This window comes from Staphylococcus lugdunensis, from assembly GCF_002901705.1.
GTDB classification, from domain to species: Bacteria; Bacillota; Bacilli; order Staphylococcales; family Staphylococcaceae; genus Staphylococcus; species Staphylococcus lugdunensis.
In genome coordinates this window covers 1,175,327-1,195,601 of sequence record NZ_PPPV01000012.1, presented here as the reverse complement: position 1 = coordinate 1,195,601, position 20,275 = coordinate 1,175,327, and the positions used below count along the sequence as shown (strand labels likewise).

General features: G+C 32.8%; 24 protein-coding genes. 19 read left to right on the top strand and 5 right to left on the bottom strand.

Features of this window, described 5'->3' with window-relative positions:
- Nucleotides 1-23: 23 nt before the first annotated feature.
- The 18 genes from CD041_RS06435 to CD041_RS06355 all read left to right on the top strand — a co-directional run bounded on the left by CD041_RS06435 (nucleotide 24) and on the right by CD041_RS06355 (nucleotide 15,913).
- Entirely contained in the window at nucleotides 24-1,361 is a 1,338-nt protein-coding gene (locus CD041_RS06435; RefSeq protein WP_002459872.1) for an HD domain-containing protein, read from the top strand.
- Between the two features lie 98 nt (nucleotides 1,362-1,459).
- Nucleotides 1,460-1,966: a YwhD family protein gene (locus CD041_RS06430; protein ID WP_002479423.1), complete on the top strand. Its 507-nt coding sequence runs from the start codon at nucleotides 1,460-1,462 to the stop codon at nucleotides 1,964-1,966.
- A 551-nt stretch (nucleotides 1,967-2,517) separates the two neighbouring features.
- Nucleotides 2,518-3,528 carry an alcohol dehydrogenase AdhP gene (gene adhP, locus CD041_RS06425; RefSeq protein WP_070647823.1) on the top strand — a complete coding sequence of 337 codons (1,011 nt, stop codon included), beginning with the start codon at nucleotides 2,518-2,520 and terminating at the stop codon, nucleotides 3,526-3,528.
- A 115-nt stretch (nucleotides 3,529-3,643) separates the two neighbouring features.
- Nucleotides 3,644-4,048, top strand: a complete 405-nt coding sequence (locus CD041_RS06420) for a cupin domain-containing protein (protein WP_002459869.1) — start codon at nucleotides 3,644-3,646, stop codon at nucleotides 4,046-4,048.
- A gap of 146 nt (nucleotides 4,049-4,194) precedes the next feature.
- Complete coding sequence (locus CD041_RS06415) at nucleotides 4,195-4,587, top strand: hypothetical protein (protein ID WP_002459868.1); 393 nt, start codon at nucleotides 4,195-4,197, stop codon at nucleotides 4,585-4,587.
- 253 nt (nucleotides 4,588-4,840) lie between these two features.
- The gene (locus tag CD041_RS12150; protein ID WP_002479420.1) at nucleotides 4,841-4,981 is read left to right on the top strand and encodes a hypothetical protein; all 141 of its coding nucleotides are present in this window, start codon (nucleotides 4,841-4,843) and stop codon (nucleotides 4,979-4,981) included.
- 451 nt (nucleotides 4,982-5,432) lie between these two features.
- Entirely contained in the window at nucleotides 5,433-5,849 is a 417-nt protein-coding gene (locus CD041_RS06410) for a YwiB family protein (protein WP_080606634.1), read from the top strand.
- Nucleotides 5,846-7,513 (top strand): arginine--tRNA ligase, encoded by a 1,668-nt coding sequence (argS, locus tag CD041_RS06405; RefSeq protein WP_070647824.1) that lies wholly within the window; start codon nucleotides 5,846-5,848, stop codon nucleotides 7,511-7,513. Before CD041_RS06410 ends, argS begins: the two co-directional genes overlap by 4 nt.
- Nucleotides 7,514-7,569: 56 nt before the next feature.
- Nucleotides 7,570-8,229, top strand: coding sequence for an endonuclease III domain-containing protein (locus tag CD041_RS06400; RefSeq protein ID WP_037540831.1), 660 nt, complete (start codon nucleotides 7,570-7,572; stop codon nucleotides 8,227-8,229).
- Nucleotides 8,230-8,299: 70 nt separating this feature from the next.
- Nucleotides 8,300-9,064, top strand: coding sequence for a MerR family transcriptional regulator (locus CD041_RS06395; protein ID WP_225306497.1), 765 nt, complete (start codon nucleotides 8,300-8,302; stop codon nucleotides 9,062-9,064).
- Between the two features lie 75 nt (nucleotides 9,065-9,139).
- A complete protein-coding gene (locus tag CD041_RS06390) occupies nucleotides 9,140-9,634 on the top strand; it encodes a DUF805 domain-containing protein (protein ID WP_002459862.1) in 495 nt (164 codons plus the stop codon).
- 226 nt (nucleotides 9,635-9,860) lie between these two features.
- Nucleotides 9,861-10,754, top strand: coding sequence for an ABC transporter substrate-binding protein (locus CD041_RS06385; RefSeq protein WP_002493019.1), 894 nt, complete (start codon nucleotides 9,861-9,863; stop codon nucleotides 10,752-10,754).
- A gap of 165 nt (nucleotides 10,755-10,919) precedes the next feature.
- Complete coding sequence (locus tag CD041_RS06380; RefSeq protein ID WP_002459860.1) at nucleotides 10,920-11,870, top strand: FecCD family ABC transporter permease; 951 nt, start codon at nucleotides 10,920-10,922, stop codon at nucleotides 11,868-11,870.
- A 51-nt stretch (nucleotides 11,871-11,921) separates the two neighbouring features.
- Complete coding sequence (locus CD041_RS06375; protein ID WP_002459859.1) at nucleotides 11,922-12,623, top strand: HAD family hydrolase; 702 nt, start codon at nucleotides 11,922-11,924, stop codon at nucleotides 12,621-12,623.
- Between the two features lie 3 nt (nucleotides 12,624-12,626).
- Complete coding sequence (locus tag CD041_RS06370) at nucleotides 12,627-13,421, top strand: alpha/beta fold hydrolase (protein WP_002492978.1); 795 nt, start codon at nucleotides 12,627-12,629, stop codon at nucleotides 13,419-13,421.
- Between the two features lie 151 nt (nucleotides 13,422-13,572).
- Nucleotides 13,573-14,079, top strand: a complete 507-nt coding sequence (locus CD041_RS06365) for an SA0570 family protein (protein WP_002459857.1) — start codon at nucleotides 13,573-13,575, stop codon at nucleotides 14,077-14,079.
- 168 nt (nucleotides 14,080-14,247) lie between these two features.
- The gene (locus CD041_RS06360) at nucleotides 14,248-14,964 is read left to right on the top strand and encodes a hypothetical protein (protein ID WP_002459856.1); all 717 of its coding nucleotides are present in this window, start codon (nucleotides 14,248-14,250) and stop codon (nucleotides 14,962-14,964) included.
- Between the two features lie 166 nt (nucleotides 14,965-15,130).
- Nucleotides 15,131-15,913 carry an alpha/beta fold hydrolase gene (locus CD041_RS06355; protein WP_037540832.1) on the top strand — a complete coding sequence of 261 codons (783 nt, stop codon included), beginning with the start codon at nucleotides 15,131-15,133 and terminating at the stop codon, nucleotides 15,911-15,913.
- 230 nt (nucleotides 15,914-16,143) lie between these two features.
- Here the strand turns inward: CD041_RS06355 and sarA are convergent, their stop codons facing one another.
- The 5 genes from sarA to sroA form a co-directional block, all read right to left on the bottom strand.
- On the bottom strand, nucleotides 16,144-16,512 hold the full coding sequence (gene sarA / locus CD041_RS06350; protein WP_002459854.1) for a global transcriptional regulator SarA: 369 nt from the start codon (nucleotides 16,510-16,512) through the stop codon (nucleotides 16,144-16,146).
- Nucleotides 16,513-16,842: 330 nt separating this feature from the next.
- The gene (locus CD041_RS06345; RefSeq protein WP_002479413.1) at nucleotides 16,843-17,772 is read right to left on the bottom strand and encodes an efflux RND transporter periplasmic adaptor subunit; all 930 of its coding nucleotides are present in this window, start codon (nucleotides 17,770-17,772) and stop codon (nucleotides 16,843-16,845) included.
- Nucleotides 17,773-17,891: 119 nt separating this feature from the next.
- Nucleotides 17,892-18,821, bottom strand: coding sequence for a DMT family transporter (locus CD041_RS06340; protein ID WP_002479412.1), 930 nt, complete (start codon nucleotides 18,819-18,821; stop codon nucleotides 17,892-17,894).
- Between the two features lie 290 nt (nucleotides 18,822-19,111).
- A complete protein-coding gene (locus CD041_RS06335; RefSeq protein WP_002459851.1) occupies nucleotides 19,112-19,333 on the bottom strand; it encodes a DUF2922 domain-containing protein in 222 nt (73 codons plus the stop codon).
- 15 nt (nucleotides 19,334-19,348) lie between these two features.
- Nucleotides 19,349-19,555 (bottom strand): sigS mRNA-stabilizing protein SroA, encoded by a 207-nt coding sequence (gene sroA, locus CD041_RS06330; RefSeq protein WP_002479411.1) that lies wholly within the window; start codon nucleotides 19,553-19,555, stop codon nucleotides 19,349-19,351.
- Nucleotides 19,556-19,693: 138 nt separating this feature from the next.
- On the opposite strand from sroA, the gene CD041_RS06325 reads away from it, so the two are divergent.
- Nucleotides 19,694-20,251 (top strand): tyrosine-type recombinase/integrase, encoded by a 558-nt coding sequence (locus tag CD041_RS06325; RefSeq protein ID WP_002492948.1) that lies wholly within the window; start codon nucleotides 19,694-19,696, stop codon nucleotides 20,249-20,251.
- Nucleotides 20,252-20,275 lie beyond the last annotated feature (24 nt).

The window sequence follows — 20,275 nt, the reverse complement described above, 5'->3', positions numbered from 1 at the left end:
CGTTTTGCACAGCAGACAGCAACATGATTCATGATATTTCAAGCCTCAAAAGGAGGATAACTTTGAATTTATCATCATACGCGACAAAAAAGTTAGCAGAAGAAAAGGTGTTTAAAGACCCTATACACAGATATATACATGTCAAAGATCAACTGATTTGGGACTTAATCAAAACGAAGGAATTTCAACGCTTACGACGTATTAAACAACTTGGAACGTTGTATTTATCTTTTCATACAGCCGAACATAGTCGTTTCGGTCATTCTTTAGGTGTTTATGAAATCGTCAGACGTCTTATTGATGAGTCATTTAACGGGCGTGAAGCGTGGGATAACAGTGACAGACCACTCGCTTTATGTGCTGCGCTACTCCATGATTTAGGACATGGACCATTTTCACATAGCTTTGAAAAAATTTTCAATACTGATCATGAAGCCTTTACTCAAGCAATTATTGTTGGAGATACAGAAGTAAACGAAGTGTTAAGTCGCGTTTCGGATACCTTCCCACAAGAAGTTGCAGATGTTATTAATAAGACGCATAATAATAAGCTCGTGATTTCAATGATTTCATCACAAATTGATGCAGATAGAATGGATTATTTACAACGTGATGCTTATTTTACAGGCGTATCTTATGGCACGTTTGATATGGAACGGATATTGAGATTAATGCGACCTTCTAAGGATGAAGTACTAATTAAAGAAAGTGGTATGCATGCTGTTGAGAATTTTATTATGAGTCGTTACCAAATGTATTGGCAAATCTATTTTCACCCAGTTAGTCGTGGAGGAGAAGTATTGCTTAATAATTGTTTGAAACGAGCGAAACACTTATATCAAGAAGGCTATATATTTAAAATGCATCCACATGACTTTGTACCGTTTTTTGAAGGAACAATGACCATAGAACAATATATTGATTTAGACGAAGCCGTTGTTCTTTATTATCTTAAAAATTGGATTAAAGAAGATGATGCAATATTAAGCGATTTATCGCGACGGTTTATCAATAGGGATTTGTTTAAGTACATTCCTTTTGATGGTTCTATTATAACAATTACGGAATTACAAGAATTATTTATTCAAGCTGGCATAGATCCAACGTATTATTTTGTTAGTGAAGCTTTTTCAGATTTACCCTACGATTATGATAGACCAGGATCTAACCGTCAACCGATTCATTTGCTACGAAAAAATGGTCATATTCGAGAAATTAGTAGTCAATCATTAGTAATTTCCAGTATTACAGGTATTAATCGTGAAGATTATAAATTATACTATCCTAAGGAGCGCATCCTTAATATTGCTGACCTTGAAGTTAAAGGTTCAATTATTAATTTACTCAATGAGTTAAATTAATGATTGATATAACCATTCAGTAACATTAGCTGATGCGTAGAATAGATAATAGTTAAAGTTCAAATAGATACTTTTTGATTTATATGGAGGTGTCATGATTGGCAGAGAATAAAGGATTTAAGTTTAATATTATTAAAAATGACCCTTTAGATGGCCATAAAGGTACAAATATTGGCTCAATTAGCTTAGATAATATTGCACCTGTATTTATTGATGTTGCCAACCAAGAAGCTTTTATTGATATTGGAGGTATGCATGCACGAGCTCAAGTAGAAAAAGGTGTGAAATGGATAACTGATAAAGAAACAGTAGAAGGTGACGATGCAAAGGAATATTGGCTTTGTTGGGTGACGACTGAACGTAGTGAACAAGGTCCATACTATGCAGGCGTTACTGCATGTTACTTGCTCGTTAATAAGTCCATTCGCCGTGGTTATAAAAGCATGCCTGAACATGTTAATATGATGGATAAATCAATGAAACATCATGTTATCATAGATCATATTGGTGACAATAACAAACAGGTACTCAAGAAATTTTTACAATCACATAATAGTGAAATGTGGAATAATTCGAGCTCTGAGCTACATTTAGCATTTGAATAAGATTGAGCTATACAAGCTTATATTATTTAAATATAAAGACAACACGTTTACCACTAAACTTGTAAAGTCTTGGATATAGATATCAGGTTGGGACATAAATCCCAGCATAATCGCACAAAGATGATTAAAAATTAAAAATCGTCTTTGTGCTTCTTTTATGCTCAATACGTCGTATTTAAAAGCACTTGGTTTGGTCTTAAGTGGTAGGTAATATAACAAAGAATAAAGAAGCGCCTGAGAGATAACGCCTCATTTATTTTAGGTTCGTAACAATATATTGGCAGTAGTTGACTGGATAGAAAATACGCTTAAACTGAGTTTTTTCAATCTTAGTCAAGCTTGCCTGCGTGGGAATATGAATGCTGTCTTACATGCTTGTTTAACTTGTCAAAGACATTGTTATCCCGGATGCTTTATATATTTTATGCTTAAAATATAATTTAATGAAAAACATTGTGAGCTAGGTTATTGCTAACGATAGTAAGCTTTTGCATGGTATAATTAAACTATAATAGTGTTGTATTACAACGAATGATAGGAGTGGAGTAATCATGAAAGCAGCTGTTGTTACGCAAGATCATAAAGTAAGTTTAGAAGATAAAACTTTACGTTCTTTGAAACCTGGAGAAGCACTTGTTAAGACAGAATTTTGTGGTGTTTGTCATACTGATTTACATGTGAAAAATGCGGATTTTGGTGATGTTACAGGTAGAATACTAGGTCATGAAGGAATCGGAAAAGTGATTGAAGTTGCCGATGATGTTACCGCATTAAAAGTCGGCGATCGTGTGTCAATCGCTTGGATGTACGCAGCTTGTGGACGTTGTGAATATTGTACTTCTGGACGTGAAACATTATGTCGTGATGTCCAAAATGCAGGTTATACGGTCGATGATGCAATGGCAGAAGAGGTTATTGTAAATGCAAATTATGCCGTTAAAGTGCCTGATGACTTAGATCCTGCCGCAGCTTCATCAATTACTTGTGCTGGTGTTACAACATATAAAGCGGTTAAAGTGAGCAAAATTAAACCTGGACAATGGATTGGAATATTTGGTATCGGTGGTTTAGGTAATTTAGCAATTCAATATGCTAAGAATGTGTTTAATGCTAAAGTCGTTGCATTTGATATTAGTGATGATAAGTTGAATTTTGCCAAAGAATTAGGTGCCGATGCAGTCGTGAACACTAAAAATCAAGATGCAACTGAAATCGTTAATCAACTAACCAATAATAAAGGTTTAGATGCCACAGTGATTACTGCAGTAGCGAAGACACCTTTTAACCAAGCAGTTGATGTTGTTAAAGCTGGTGCACGTGTTGTTGCTGTTGGTTTACCTGTAGACAAAATGGATTTAGATATACCACGTCTTGTGTTAGATGGTATTGAAGTCGTCGGTTCTTTAGTAGGAACACGTCAAGACTTAAAAGAAGCTTTCCAATTTGCTGCAGAAGGTAAAGTTGTTCCTAAAGTTAAAACACGTGACTTAGAGGATATTAATGATATCTTTGAAGAAATGGAACAAGGTAAAATCACTGGTCGTATGGTTATTAAGTTTTAATTTGAACGATACAACATCATTATAGCTATACATCAAGCTGGGACATTTTGTTACTGTTCCAGCTTCTATATGTTTTCATTGGTTAAAGAAACAAATTTAGGAAAGTGTGATAAAAATGACTAACAAAAATATTGATACAGTTTTTGAAATGGGTGAAAAAAATGACGCATTTAAAGAATATTTTATTGGGGATAGTTATCTTAATATGTTGTCTACAGAAGGCATAACTATTGGTAATGTAACATTTGAACCTGGTTGTAGAAATAACTGGCATATCCATCATAAAGGTGGACAAATCTTACTTGTAACAGCAGGTGAAGGTTATTATCAAGCCTGGGGAGAACCTGCACGTAAGTTAACGAAAGGTGATGTGGTTCATATACCAGCAGAAGTCAAACATTGGCATGGTGCTACAAAAGATAGCTGGTTTACACATTTAGCGATTGAAGTTCCAGCAGAAAATAGCTCTAACGAATGGTTAGAACCCGTCGATGATGAGCAATATAGTAAGATTGAATAATAATGTTTAACGTGATTTTCCCATTTAAATGAATTAATTTTAAAACAAAATATGAATTATTTCTGTTCAGCGCATAGTGATAAAATATACAAATACTGAAATTTTATATATAATAAAATTAATAATTATATGGGAGAGATGACGTTATGCAGATGAAATTAAGAGAACAAGAACTTATAGATTTTTTAGAAATAAATTTTCCAGATAAAGAATTTAAAAAAGGGAGAATGTTAGTTGGTCAACATCATCGTGACGATTTGACAGTCTATTATCTTGGTGAAGAATTGTTTGCCGCTATCATTGTGGCATTTAACACATTTGAAACGAGAGAAGCTATGCTATTAGATTACACTGCAGTGAAGGATATCACGTTAAAAGAAGGTTGGCTATATCGCAAAATGATTATTACAACTGAAAATGAACGTATGAAATATGGTACTTCCAAAGTGCTATTAAGTGATTTCCAAACAGAAAACTTTAATTATTTTATAGATGGTCAAAAAGAACGTGTCATTTTTAAAAATGGGAAATTTGTCTAAAATCACCGTTAATGATTTATTTGAAATGTCAAAAAACCTATGTTGTATCAAGCATAGATTAACTCTAAGCTGCTATATATAAACATATTACAAGATGCTTAAACGCTATGTAATAACCAGAGCGATACATATATTTGAAAAGGTTGCTCTATGTTAATGTAGCACAGTCTATTAATCAATTAATATTGTAATCAACTTAATAAATGGTATAATTTTTGTAAGTGAATTGATTTATAGAATGAGAGGACAACAAATGACTAAACTATTATTGTTTGTAACAACGCTTTGTTTTGGCATCATCTATTTCTATAAGTATAAAATGTTGGTAGATAAATATAATTATGACATAGTAGAACTTGAATCAGAAGCAGATATTTTTAGAAAGAATAGATAAATATTGTGACGCAGATGGCAAATTACAGTATATGATAGATTAAAATGAAGAAGCAAAGCAAAAGCTGGAGCAACTTATGCAAGAGTTGTTTCAGCTTTTTAACGATTTAAGTAGTTAAAGCAATATAATTTTAAAAAAGAAGCAGTTGATGATGAGCTTAGCGATATGTCCAGTTTCATAAGGGGAATAATTGTCATAGAATGATGCATATTTATCGGCATACTCATGCTGACTATATCGCTATTTTGAATATGATTAACGAATGCATATTGTATTTCTGATATTGGTCCATGTAGTTCAATAGCAAAGTTTTTTAAAGCAAGATTAATTTTAATGATAAGATATTTAATATGTCGATAAGTCCATATTTTTAGTATATTGACGACTACAAGCGCTATAGTATTTATGCTATAATGTGGTGTAATTATTTAGAGATTAAGGTGAGTAACTTTTGACTAAGACTGTAAAGATTAATACAAAGCAAGTCTTAAAGCAAAATGGCGATAAGCAACAATTTGATATGACAACGATTGGTGTATGGCAACAGCGTCAGTCCGAATTCATTCGATATGAAGAAAATATAGAAGATGCTAATGTAAATGTAACGATTAAAATAGACCAACAAGGGGTCAAGCTCATTCGCAAAAGCGATATTAATATGAACCTCCATTTTGTTGAAGGTAAAACAACAACGACTTTGTACGATATTTCAGCAGGACGACTCACTTTAACGGTTAAAACATTGAGTATCCTGCATTTTGTCAACAAGTCGGGTGGCAAATTGAAGATACATTATGAGTTGTATCAAGAAGATGAAAAAATGGGCACGTACCAGTATGAAATAAACTATAAGGAGATAAGCGAATGAATATTATCGAACAAGTAAAGCAGACATTAATTAATGAAATTAAAACGAGCATAAAATCAGCTAAACTCATTCAAGATCAATCAATACCAGAAATAAAAATCGAAATTCCTAAAGATAGTAAAAATGGTGACTATTCTACCAACATTGCGATGGTCTTAACTAAATTAGCAAAGCGGAATCCACGCGAAATTGCTCAAGCCATTGTAGATCATCTTGATACAACGAAAGCACATGTAAAACAAGTAGACATCGCAGGACCAGGCTTTATAAATTTTTATTTAGATAATCATTATTTGACGGCAATCATTCCTGAAGCCATTTCTAAGGGAGCGCATTATGGTTATGCAAGTGAGCCTAAAAACAAACGTATTTTATTAGAATATGTATCTGCCAATCCTACCGGGGACTTACATATTGGTCATGCTCGAAACGCAGCAGTAGGCGATTCACTAGCCAATATATTAATTGCTGCAGGATATGATGTAACACGAGAATATTATATTAATGACGCCGGTAATCAAATCACGAATTTAGCGCGTTCTATTGAAACAAGATTCTTTGAAGCATTAGGTGATACGAGTCATAAAATGCCGGAAGATGGGTATAACGGCAAAGACATTATTGAAATTGGTAAAGACTTAGCGCAGAAACATCCGGAAATTAAAGATTACTCTGACCATGACCGTTTAAAAACATTTAGACAATTAGGTGTTGAATACGAAATGGTAAAGCTGAAGAGAGATTTGGCTGATTTCAATGCGCACTTTGATAGTTGGTTTAGTGAAACAACGTTATATGACAATGGTGCTATTGAAAACACATTGGCACGTATGAAAGAAAACGGTTATACGTACGAAAAAGATGGTGCTACATGGTTACGCACGTCTGATTTTAAAGATGATAAAGACCGTGTTTTAATCAAAAGTGATGGCTCGTATACTTATTTCACACCTGATACTGCTTATCATTATGACAAAATTAATCGAGGTAATGATATCTTAATTGATTTAATGGGTGCAGATCATCACGGTTATATTAATCGTATTAAAGCAAGCTTAGAAACATTTGGCGTAAATAGCGATCGTTTAGAAATACAAATCATGCAAATGGTTCGTCTAATGCAAAATGGCGAAGAAGTAAAAATGAGTAAACGTACTGGAAATGCCATTACTTTACGTGAAATTATGGACGAGGTAGGCGTAGATGCGGCGCGTTACTTCCTAACCATGCGTAGTCCAGATTCACATTTTGACTTCGACATGGAACTTGCAAAAGAACAATCACAAGACAACCCAATTTACTATGCACAATATGCTCATGCGCGTATTTGTTCTATCTTGAAACAAGCAAGAGCGCAAGGAATAGACATCACTACAGATGTTGATTTTTCATTGATCACGAATGACAAAGCGATTGACTTATTGAAAAAGGTTGCTGAATTTGAACAAGTTATTGACAATGCTGCCGAGCACCGTGCACCTCATCGTTTAACAAATTATATTCAAGACTTAGCTGCAGCATTCCATAAATTTTATAATGCTGAAAAGGTTTTGACAGATCATCAAGAAAAGACAAAAGCACTTGTTGCACTTATTGAAGCGGTAAGAATTACATTGCATAATGCCTTAACTTTAGTAGGCGTGTCAGCACCTGAGTCTATGTAAAATAAATGAATTAAAGTACCCTCATAGCCTGTTGTTTATGAGGGTATTTTTATCTTATGAATGGGAGTGATAATGTGCCAACGCTAACAACTGAGCAACTTTATAAAAAATTATTCGAAGAGATGGGCCCACAAGCGTGGTGGCCTGCAGAAACTCCAGAAGAAATGATAGCAGGTGCGATATTAGTTCAAAATACAGCATGGAACAATGCACATATGGCATTGCTTCGTCTTAAAGAGGCAACACAATTTCAACCGCAAAGTATTTTATCTTTATCGTTAGAAACGTTGCAGCGTATAATTCGTCCTAGTGGATTTTATAGAAATAAAGCTAAGGCACTACATGAATTGTTCAGTTGGTTACATATGTATCACTTTGACTATGAACACATTGCACATTTATTTGATAAGCGATTGAGAGATGAACTGTTAGCAATTAAAGGGATTGGCTCGGAAACAGCGGATGTCTTAATGGTTTATATATTCAATGGTGTTGAATTTATTCCTGACAGTTATACACGGCGTTTATATCATAAATTAGGCTATCAACAAACAGCTAGCTATGATAAATTAAAGCAGCATATCACATTACCAGTAAATTTTACAAATCAAGATGCGAATGAGTTTCATGCATTATTAGATAATTTTGGTAAAAATTATTTCAATAGTTCAAATAGTAAAAAGTACAACTTTTTAGATGAATATTTTGAACAATAATATAGACATTAACGTAACGTTATTGTTTATAGTAGTAGATAAGTATGCATGAATGAAAAATATTAAAGGGGTGAGTTGTTTGCATTACACATTTTTACCTAATGAAGTTGCGCATATTACGGGAAGTAGTACTAGAACATTACGTTACTATCATGAGATAGGGTTGCTCATCCCCTCTATCATTGCGGAAAATGGTTATCGTTATTATAGTGAATCAGATATTGAGAAGTTACAAGAAATACAGTTTTTGAAAAATATGGGACTATCTTTGTCACAAATTCATAGGTATTGTCATAGTGATATAGAAGCTAAAAACAAGTTGCTTGAAGCACATTACCAGCAAATTTTGAAACGTTATTATGAGTTAGAACAGCGATTACAAGATTTACAACACCATCTCACTTCATCACATCAGAAAGCATTAGATGAACTTGATTATGATCATGTACGTTTGCATGCGCAATATGCTAAAGAAGCAAAAATAAAGTATGGGCAAACAGACTATTATCAGTCCTATAGCATACAGCAAGTGCAACAAAATAGCGCTTGTAAAAAGTGGGATGAACGTATTGAAGTACCCATGAATCAATTTTTTGATTGCATGAATGAATATTTAATACAAGGAGTTTCAGCTACACAACCAGAAGTTTACCTTAATATTGTTAAGTTAAAAAACATTATATTGCAACAAGTACCCCAATGCGATACTATATTTTTAAACTATATGGCGACACTCTATGAAGAGGATACACGCTTTAGTGCTTATATTAATCGACATAGAAGAGAAGGCCTAAATTGTTATATCTCTGAAGCAATTCGTGCCTATATTGCTTAAAAGATAATAGGCATCTTAATCTGTGGTAAAGTATAAACAAAGAATGTTTGATTACAAATAAGGAGAGATCATGCTGTGGGTTTTTACAAAAAATTTTGGTTAAATACATTTAAGCTTGAAGGAAGAACAAGACGCAAAGAATTTTGGCCGTCTGTCTTAATAACGTGGGGGCTAGTGATTGTGGCTTATTTTTTGATAGCTATCCTATCAATTGTGTTTCCTATATCACGTCCTATTAAAGACTCAATGATAACACTTGTTGAAATTGTTGCTTTATTTCCACTATTTAGTATTTCAGTTCGTCGTTTCCATGATTGTGGTCGCACCATGGCTGCACCGCTTATTATTGCAATATTTGACGGCTTATCAATCATTGAGAATATTTTTAAGATTGTGTTAAATGATTCTAGCGATAAATCATTATTTGAAATGGCAGGAAATATTGGACTATTCATTGGTTTAGTATATACTATAACATTTATTGTGACTGCGCTATATGCGCTTATTGTCTGTCTATTAGAAAGTGATAAAGGTCCTAATAAATATGGTGCAGAACCTGAAGTGCACTAGGCTGTAATAAGATACAAGTTTTAATATACCTACAAATTATAAGTGCAAAATTTTTAAAGGTTTATAATGTAGAGACTAGGATACAAATCCCAACATAATCGCACAAAGATGATTAAAAAATTGAAAATCGTCTTTGTGCTTTTTTAATATTTTTGAAAATCACATAATATTAGCTTAATAAATTTGATATGATGAATATTGAAATAAATATAAAGGTGGTAACATAATGAAGTTAAAATATGGGGTTATACTTTTGCTATCGATACTGCTTATATTAAGTGGTTGTAGTCAATCAGATAAAACGCAACGTAGTCAACATCAAAATGCGGATAAACAATCGCATACACCGTATCAACGAATAGTGTCATTGATGCCAAGCAATACAGAAATATTATATGAATTAGGATTGAAGAAACAACTCATTGGCGTTTCTACTGTGGATGATTATCCTAAAGATATTAAAAAAGGAAGAAAACAATTTGATGCGATGAATCTAAATAAAGAGGCGTTATTAAAAGCAAAACCAGATTTAATTGTTGCGCATGAATCACAAAAAGCATCATCTGATAAAGTACTTAAAGCGCTACAAAAAAATGGTGTCAAAGTGATTTATGTGAAAGATGCTCAATCTATCGATGAGATGTATCAAACATTTAAACAACTAGGTAAGGTAACTCATCGCGAGCAGCAAGCAGAAGCTTTGATACAAGACACAAAACAAAACATTAAAAAAGTAGTTGATAGTATACCGCAGCATCAACGACAACAAGAGGTGTTTTTAGAAGTGTCCTCTAAACCAGACATTTATACTGCAGGGCGGCAGACATTTTTTAACGATATGTTAACTATATTACATGCACGAAATAGCTTTAGTTCAATTGAAGGTTGGAAAGCTGTTAGCAAAGAAGCTATTATTAAAAAGAATCCAGATATATTAATATCTACAGAAGGTATTTCAAAATCTGAATACAACGATATCGTAAAAAAACGAGGTGGATTTAATCAAGTGAAAGCAGTGAAAAATGGTAGAGTTGAAGTTGTGAATGGTGACGAAGTTTCACGACCTGGTCCACGTATTGATGAGGGATTAAAGGATTTAAAAGAAGCCATCTATAAATGATAATAAAGTTGGTAAAAATGTGTGGGCTATTGCTGTAAGACTAATAATTAAACAGTATGTTTGGAAAATATAGCTTGCTTTGTATATTAATTTATTGCTTATAGTATATAGCTTATTTACTGTGGTCAAGTGAGGTTTTAATAAAAAAGATAAAGAGTGACGATAATGAAAGGATATCAGGTAGTAAGTCTTTGGCTAGTGTTATTATGTTTAGTTATAGGCACTAGTCTGTTATGGAACTTAGGCTCAATATTAGATCAATTTAATCAAATGATATTGCTAAAGGTGCGCATACCACGGGTACTTGAAGCGTTAATAGCTGGTGCTGTTTTAACTGTAGCTGGTCAACTGTTTCAAATTGTATTAAATAATCCGTTGGCAGATAGCTTCACATTAGGCTTAGCAAGTGGTGCCACATTTGGTGCGGCGTTACCACTATTTATTGGTATCAGCGTACTCTGGATACCTGTCTTCTCCATTGGTACAAGCATGTTAACACTTATCTTAGTTCTAGCAATTGTCTATACGATGGCTAAACAACAACCAATGCGATTATTAATTATTACAGGTTTAATGATTGGTGCATTGTTTAATGCATTACTTTATATTTTAATACTGATTAAGCCTAAACAACTTAATAATGTAGCAAATTATATGTTTGGAGGCTTTGCTACGGCAGAATTTTATGAATCTTGGATAATGCTTGTGGTATGTTTGCCTTTATTACTATGTTTATTTATTATGATACCGAGAATAAAATTACTACAAGTTGGAGATCTTAAAGGACAATCATTAGGTTTAAATGTAACCACGCTTACTTTCTATGTTTTAATTATAGCCTCAATGATGTCTGCTATTGTAATAGCATATGTAGGGATAATAGGTTTTATAGGTATGATTATTCCGCAATTAAGTCGCAGGATACATCATCGTTACTCACTATATATTCAAATGATATTGAATATTATAATTGGTGGGACTATGATGGTGATAACCGATTGGCTAGGCGCAATTATTATTGCACCAGTTCAAATTCCGGCAAGTATTATTTTAGCCATCATAGGGATCCCCGTGTTATTTTTAATGTTGATAAAATCTGCACGTTTTTTAAGATGACAATAAGTCTTTGCTACGATAATACAAATTATATAATAAAGAGGGACAAACATGGATTTAAGTGGTATTAAAGCAGTTGTATTTGATTTAGAAGGCACTTTATTAGATAGAAAGAAATCAAGAGATAAGTTTATTGAAGAACAATATGAACGTTTCCATGATTACTTCGTGCATGTTCAATTAGCAGATTTTAAAAAGACATTTATTGAATTAGATGATGATGAGGACAACGATAAACCAAATCTCTATAAAGAAATTATTAAACAATTTCATATTGATCGTTTAACATGGAAAGATTTATTTCGAGATTTTGAAATGCATTTTTATCGCTATGTCTTTCCATACTACGACACGCTATACACTTTAGAACAGTTAACAGAACGAAATTATCTTACTGGTGTGATTGCCAATGGTAAGTCAAAGATCAAACAATTTAGACTTCACTCTCTAGGAATTGAACATGTAATTAATTATCTATCGACCTCGGAAATGGTAGGATACCGTAAGCCACACCCAAAAATATTTGAAGATATGATTGCTCAATTAGGAGTTACACCAAATGAAATGATGTATGTAGGTGATGATGCACTAAACGATGTAGCACCAGCAAGAGCGATGGGCATGGTTAGTGTATGGTTTAAACAAGAAGATGCGGAAATTGAGCCATTAGCTGAAGAAGTAGATTACACGATAACAACGATTGAAGAAATATTAGACATTTTACCTCAACAATCAGCAGGGAAGGGAGAATAATAAATGGAGTTATTTACAAGAAAAGGTGGTATTACGATTCATTATCATACTGCAGGTGAAGGTTATCCTGTAGTATTAATACACACGGCATATGATAACGCAGCTATATTTAAAGATTTATCTAAGAAGTTAGCAGAATCATTTCAAGTTGTGCTGATAGATTTGAGAGGGCATGGTTATTCTGATAAGCCAAGAATCATTAAATTTAATGAATTTGCAGATGATATCATTTTATTGCTCGATTATTTATATATCGAGCAAGCAGCGTTTATAGGTCACGAATTAGGAGCTAACATTATAGCTGATTTAGCCGTACGCTATCCTGAATATTGTTCTTCATTAACGCTAGTCAATCCGACGTTAATAGAGGGTGAATTGCCTGCTGAACGTTTGTTCCGTAAGTATGCTAATGAAATAAGAAATTGGGAAGACAATAAACAAGAGAAATTTTTAGATAAACATAGATATTATAAACCGCGTCATTTAAACAAATATTTAAAACATATTGAAGACACAAATGCGATTTCCACTAAAGAAGAGATAGAAGCGGTTGAAGAAGTATTTAAAACAACAGGAATTGCACAGTCATTTGACCAAGTAACGCAACCTACATACATTATCTCTGGAGAACATGGTGAGCAAGTTACAAGTGTAGAGGCAAAAGAAGTTGCAGATTTAGTAGGACAACCACAGTTTGAAGTGTTTAATGCTTCTAGTTTGTATCCTTTTATTGAAGAACAAGAACACTTTATTAGTCAGGTTAGTTCGTTTATTAAAGCACATATACCTCAACAATAGTAAGTAAAGAAACGGCAGGTTATATATTTATTATATTACAAAATACATATTTTTGTAATATATTTGTAATAGTAGTGTTATTTTAGTAATATGTAGGGTATAATATGAATGAGCAAATGAAAGATAGAAACAATAGAAGGAGAGAAAGCTTATGAAAAAATTAATGGCATCATTATTAGTTTCTGGCTTGGTAATCAGTGGCGTAGGCATATATCATGTTGAAGCTGCATCTGGAAATACTTCTCAAACTGTAGAACAATTAACGCATGGACAAAAAAATTTAGAAGATGTTAATATAGGCGAATCTATTAATAAAGTAACTAAAAAATATGGCACACCTATCTATTCAAAAGAGCCAAGTGGCAAAGAACATTATTATGAGTATCGCACAAGTAAAGGTGTTTTAGTTGTTACTGCAAATGGTCAAAAAGACCATGGTTATGTTACACGTATTTCTATGACTTATAATAAAGCAGATGGCCCAACATATAAGCATGTTAAGCACCTAGTGGGTAACAAAGCGATTGCACGCGTGCAATACAATAGCGTAAGTGGTAACTTTGGCTATATTGAAAATGGTAAAACAACATATCAATTTGCATCAAATTCACCAAAAGATAAAAATATTAAATTATATCGTATAGATATTGCAAAATAACTTTTTGTGCAACACTGACATATTAATAATAGAAGCGACAAATACATGTTTTAAATGATTGTATTTTGTCGCTTTCTTTTTGTCATGTGACTTATGTTAAACTTTAAGTAAATGCGAATAACTTATGATACAATTGATTATTGAATCAGTTACGTAAAGGAGTTTATCATGCGTCCTAATGATAAAATATTACTAGAAAATATCGATGATTACTTCACACATAAAGGTTTACCCTCAAATATTATTGATGATATTGAAGAAAAATATCGTCATGATTTAGCTAAATCTGAAGCAAAAAACGAGGATTATATTGAGTATAGAGGGAAGTCGCCGGCACAAATTATCTTGACCATTCAACGCAATATTTTTGGTTTACAAATCAACCCGGCGATTTTCTTCATCATTAATTTTGTGCTTATCTCATATTTATATGATAAACAATTTGTTATTTATCAAGCAGCAACAACGATGTCTATTTGTTATTGTATTATATTATTTCCATTGACAGTTTTACTGCATTTTAGAATAGAAGCTAAAAATTATTTATATAGCAACCGTGTCGAGATGATTATGGGAGTTGTTATCGCTATATTAGCTATGATTTTAATTGTAATGCGCGCATTCAATTTTAATTTGGGGATTGTGCCAGTTTCGATGTATGGCCATCAAGTGGTCTTCTTTGTAGGAATTGCGCTAAGTTTATTAGGCATGTTTCTAAAGCGGTATGAGTTTACAGGAATAGGCCTTCTCTTTGCACAAAAAACAATCGATGCAGTTATTCATAACCCTCATCAAGCTCAAATATTTTCATTAGTAATATGGATATTAATTGTTGTATTAGTGATATACTATACAATTCAATTATCATCACGCACCAAAATATAAAAATTTTAAAAGCTTAGCCATAGGTATTGCTATGTTATGTAGGATGCTATGGGCTAAGCTTTTTATAATAAATGAATATAAATACAAAAGTAATAAAGTGTTTTTAAACTTCTTAGCGTATTCTTAGCGGGAGTGGGTATACAGATTAGTAAAGGGAGGTGCCGTCATGGACAAAATTAAATCGTTTGACCAAAAAGAATTAGTATATAAAGACGAAGGTCAGGGCATTCCCATTATCTTACTACATGGTTTAAATGGTAATTTAGCGGGTTTTTATAATTTAGCAGCAGAGTTAAAAACACAGTATCGAGTTATTACATATGATTTACGTGGTCATGGTAAGTCTTCGAGACCAGATGTGTATCACTTATCTGACCATATTGGGGATTTAAAAGCAATCATGCGTCATTTGGGAATCTGTACGGCTCATTTAGTCGGCCATGAGATGGGGGGCATGGTTGCACGTGAATTTACTGAACAATATCCTAGCCGAGTGTTGTCTTTAACGTTGATTTCTTCTAAACGTAAGGCCGTCGTCCATGGTTTTACACAGTTGATGATTGAGCATCAAGAAGAGATTCAAGGTTTCAATCGTTCAGAGGCTATTTTGATATTATTTCCTTACATTTTCAAGGAACAAAGTCGGGCAATGAAATGGTTCCAAGCACAATATTTATATCATAAGGCTACGTCAGAAGACAATGCGACTGCCAGTAGAGCATTATATTCAATAAGCAATAGTCAAGCTGAACAACCAGCGACTATACATGTGCCAACATTGGTTATTGATGGCAAATATGATCCATTAATTAGTGACGATGATATTGATAACCATTTTACGCGTGTCCAAAAGGAGTTGTTTGAATACTCAGGACATGCACCACACATTGAAGAACCTGATCACTTTTTGTCATTTTTAACTCAGTTTATTGATGCAAGTCATTCTTAACATGATAATAAGCGAGATTGAGATCTATTGAAATTTAATAGTCTATAGTAAAAGATTATGGACAAATATGTTTTTAATGGCTTAATTTGTGTAGTGAAATGTGTTTTGATCATACTATTAGTAAAACTAGAATAAGTTTGTTATTACACTCATTTTCTAGTCAATAAAAAACGCGATTAGCTTATAGCTGATCGCGTTTATGCAATAATATTGCATTATTATGTGCTGACTTATGCATCTTTATTTGCTTCTGTAATACGGTTGTTTACTTGCTCTAATAGCTTGTCGATTTTTTTGCGTTGTGTTGCATTAACAAAAATTAATACAGTTCTTTCATCATGTTCGTTACGTCTTTTATCGAAATAGTTTTCTTGAGACAAATTTTTAACAGCTTTAACAACTTGTGGTTGTTTGTAATTTAAATGATTAATAATATCTTTCAAATAATATTTATCCTCTTTATTTTGACTGATATATGTTAAAACTGCGAATTCTTCAAAACTAATTGAGAATTCTTTCTTTATAATACCTTTCAATTTGTCAGCATAAGTAACCATCGCTAATAATTCAAAGCAATCATTGATTTTTGAAACTGCCATATGTGAAACCTCCCCAATATATTTCCTCATTTACTATAAGACACCGTACCCAATTTAATAATCATACAGATTTATAAAAAAATTAAAGCGTTGCCTATGGATAGTTTGAAGTCAATAAAACTTATTTAAATGCACTTAATGCTATATTATTTAGTTAATTATAACTAAATAAAAATAAAAAGTAAACATAAAAACACTTAATAAAACAAAATATTGTTTTGAGATAAGTTAGTTTTTATTTAACAGAATTTTCATATTACAAATTAATGTCGGCGTAATTTAGTTTAGTCTCATTATATAAAAAAATTAGTTAAGTGTCATTAAGTGTGCTCAATCATAAATATCTTTGGCTTCAGGATGTCTTACAACGCGGTCATTAATATTTAAACCTTGCGTTATAATAATATACCCTTTTTTTGAACTCTTAGTGTATTTTACTTCTCTTTTAATTAATTTGTTATTTTTTGAAATCAAAACGCAATCTTTTTGAATTAATACTGACTGTGGTAGTTCAAAAGTTGTGTGGTACGGTGCAACTTTAATGTGTGTGCCAAGAGGACAATTTTTATCAGATTTTATTATAACGCGATAAACAGAATTTTTTGTATGATATGCCTTAGGAATTGGAGAAATACTATTGATTTTGCCATAAAATTGTTGATTATTGCTGGTTAGTAATGTAACTTCTTCATCTATTTTAAATTTATTGCGGAATGTTTCTGGTAAATCTCCAACGATGATATGCTCTTCACTTGTAATCGTTAAGATAATATCATTTTCTTTTGAGGGCGTCGTGTTGTTTATCAAAACATACCCCTTGATTGGAGAAGTTAAACGTGTTACTAAATGATTTTGTTCAACTGCAATATCACTAATAAATTTTAAACGGGCTTGATCTTTAAATGTGTTAGAAACGTTTGAATGATTAATTTGAGTAAGCAATTTCTTTTGTGCAAGAATAAGGGGTTCTAATTGAGGATTATAGTAAGTTAATAAAGGTGTCTGTTTTTGGATGAGTTGCTGATTTTTGACATAAATATGATCTATATAGCCATAGCTTGAGTGATAACGTAATTCATAAAAGGATTTAGGTTGTTCCATAGCGGTAAATGAGGCTGATTGGTATGGTTTCACGGTTATTAAAGTTGGGGAAGATTTAGGTTGATTAAAATACGTGTGATAAACCATCAGGCAAATAGCTAGAACAATTAATAGTAGGAGTAAGGGGAAAATAAAACGATGTTTGAATATTGTGGGCAAGTTAAATCACCTCGGGGTTATTTTATAAAAATATTATACAATATTTTGGCTATATTGAAAGCCTCAGAACGATATTAAATGATTTCACGTTCTAAGGCTTGAGACAAGACAAATGTCTATTAAAAAAGCCGCAGCAAAATAATCCCTAAAGCAATGGCGATAAGACCGAATGTTTTTCTTATAGTGATACGATTTTGAGGTGTCCCCAATAAACCGAAATGATCAATAATAACACCCATAAGCATTTGACCTAACATACCTATAATCGTAGTTAAAGCTGCACCTAAATGAGGCATTAGGACAATGTTTGCAGTGACAAATGCTACGCCTAGCAGACCTCCGATAAAATGTATCGGATGCAATGCTCCTTGCGTTTCATGGTAACGCTCAAGACGTAAATTACGATGAAATAATAATGTTAAGATGAATAAAGCCATTGTTCCAACACTAAAAGACACTAGAGATGCAAAAAGGGAGGAATGCACTTGTTGGGCTAGCGAACTATTAATTGTTGTTTGTAACGGGGGTGCAAAACCAAAAATGAGACCAATGATAAGCCATAAATAAAAACGTGGCTGTTTGGTTTCAGTCAACTTTGATTTCGGCAAATAGTTCATTAAAATAATTCCTAAAAGCAAACAACATGTACCTAAAGCTTTGAGCGTAGTGAACGTATGTTGCTGAGCTCCAAGTATGCCAAAGGTATCGATAATTACCCCCATGAAAATTTGCCCAGTTACGGTCATGACAACTGTCAAAGCAGCACCCAGTCGTGGTAATAACAGTAAGTTACCTGTTAGAAAACAAACGCCAAGTAAACCACCTACAAACCATGTGTAATTAAAAGAAGTTTGTTGAGTATGTATGATATGTAGTAGCTGTGGATTGAATATTAAATTAAGCACAACTAAAAAAAGTGTTCCGGTGAAAAAGGAAATGGTCGATGCATAAAATGATGACTTCGTATAATAGCTTAGCCTTGAATTAATTGACGTTTGAATAGGTACGACCATACCGGCAATAAGACCGAATATAAATAGTAATATCATAAGTAAACACGCTTTCTTTAAAATAAGTGATTGGCCTTATTATAGCTGAAATAAAAGTACGATAAAAGATAGTTGTTAAAAAATAGATAGGGGGCGGGACAGAATTCATTGTGAATTCGTAGTCCCACCCCGGCAAGGTTGACTAGGATTGAAAAGCTTGGTGTAAGCGTATTTTCAATCCAGTTAACTACCATCAATATAGAGTTCAGAGCCTGAAAAATAATGATGCCCCAGACTCCGTCAAAAATGGTTAATAATAATCAATTGCTATGGATATTAGTATGAACAAGTTACTTTTCTTCAAAAATGGCAGTTGTTGATTTGTCAATGAGATAAGCCGCAATAGCTTTAACTGGTAAACCAGTTGTTGGATTTAAAATTTTCAATGCAATTAAGTTATTCATGGCTTCTTTAACATGATCTGCATCGGTTGTTGCAACGATATTTGGAACTTGCAGTCTAGCATTTTTATTATCAGCCGTTTTAAATACTAATTCTAGAGTTTTTGGCATGATATGTCCTCCTTATTATACAATTTCTTCAGTTTTAATCGCTTCCACTTTATCAAATTTTAAACCAGTAAGTTGACTTATAATTTGAGAAAATGATTTGATTTGGTCTGCAGTGGCTTGTGGATTCAGTTTTGCAAAGCGTCGTTTTTGTTCTTGTGCTTTACCTGCATCATTAAGTTTGATTTCAGTAAGCTGAACAGTCAGTTGATTGATTTGATTCATTATTTTCACCTCCTTACACTTTATATATCGTTGCGCATTATCAAAAGAGCCAAATGAATTTGAATATATAAGCATAATTCTTTTATGTAACTTAAATATGTATTATTATTAAATGAGAAACAATTATGAGGTGGCCAAATGAATCAAGTAGAACCTATTAGAAATAAAGAAGATATTAAGCGTATGTATCAAGTGCTTAGCATGAAATCTAAGCGAGATTATTTATTTTTCAAATTAGCAATTCATACCGGCATTAGATTGACAGACTTATTAAAATTAGAAGTGAAAGATATTAAAAATCCGCAAAGAGGGAATATTAAAACAGCTTGGATTGAAAACACAGTACCGTCAATTAAGATTAAGTTGCCTGAAACATTACGTCAAGAACTGACAGATTATATTGATGACTATCAATTGGCTAATCAGCAATTATTATTCCAATCAATACGTACACATCAGGCGCTTTCAAGACAGCAGGCCTATAGAATTATTCATCAAGCAGCAGAAGAATTAGGTATTTTACATATAGGATTAACAACTTTGCGCAAAACATTTGCATATCATGCCTATGAATCGGGTATTTCAATTTCGATAATACAAAAATATTTAGGTCACCAGACGACGCAAGAAACAATGAAGTTTATTGGCATTAAGAAAATTGAGAAAAATCAAACAGTGATTGCATTGAATTTATAAGTAATCACTTACATAAAAGGAGGC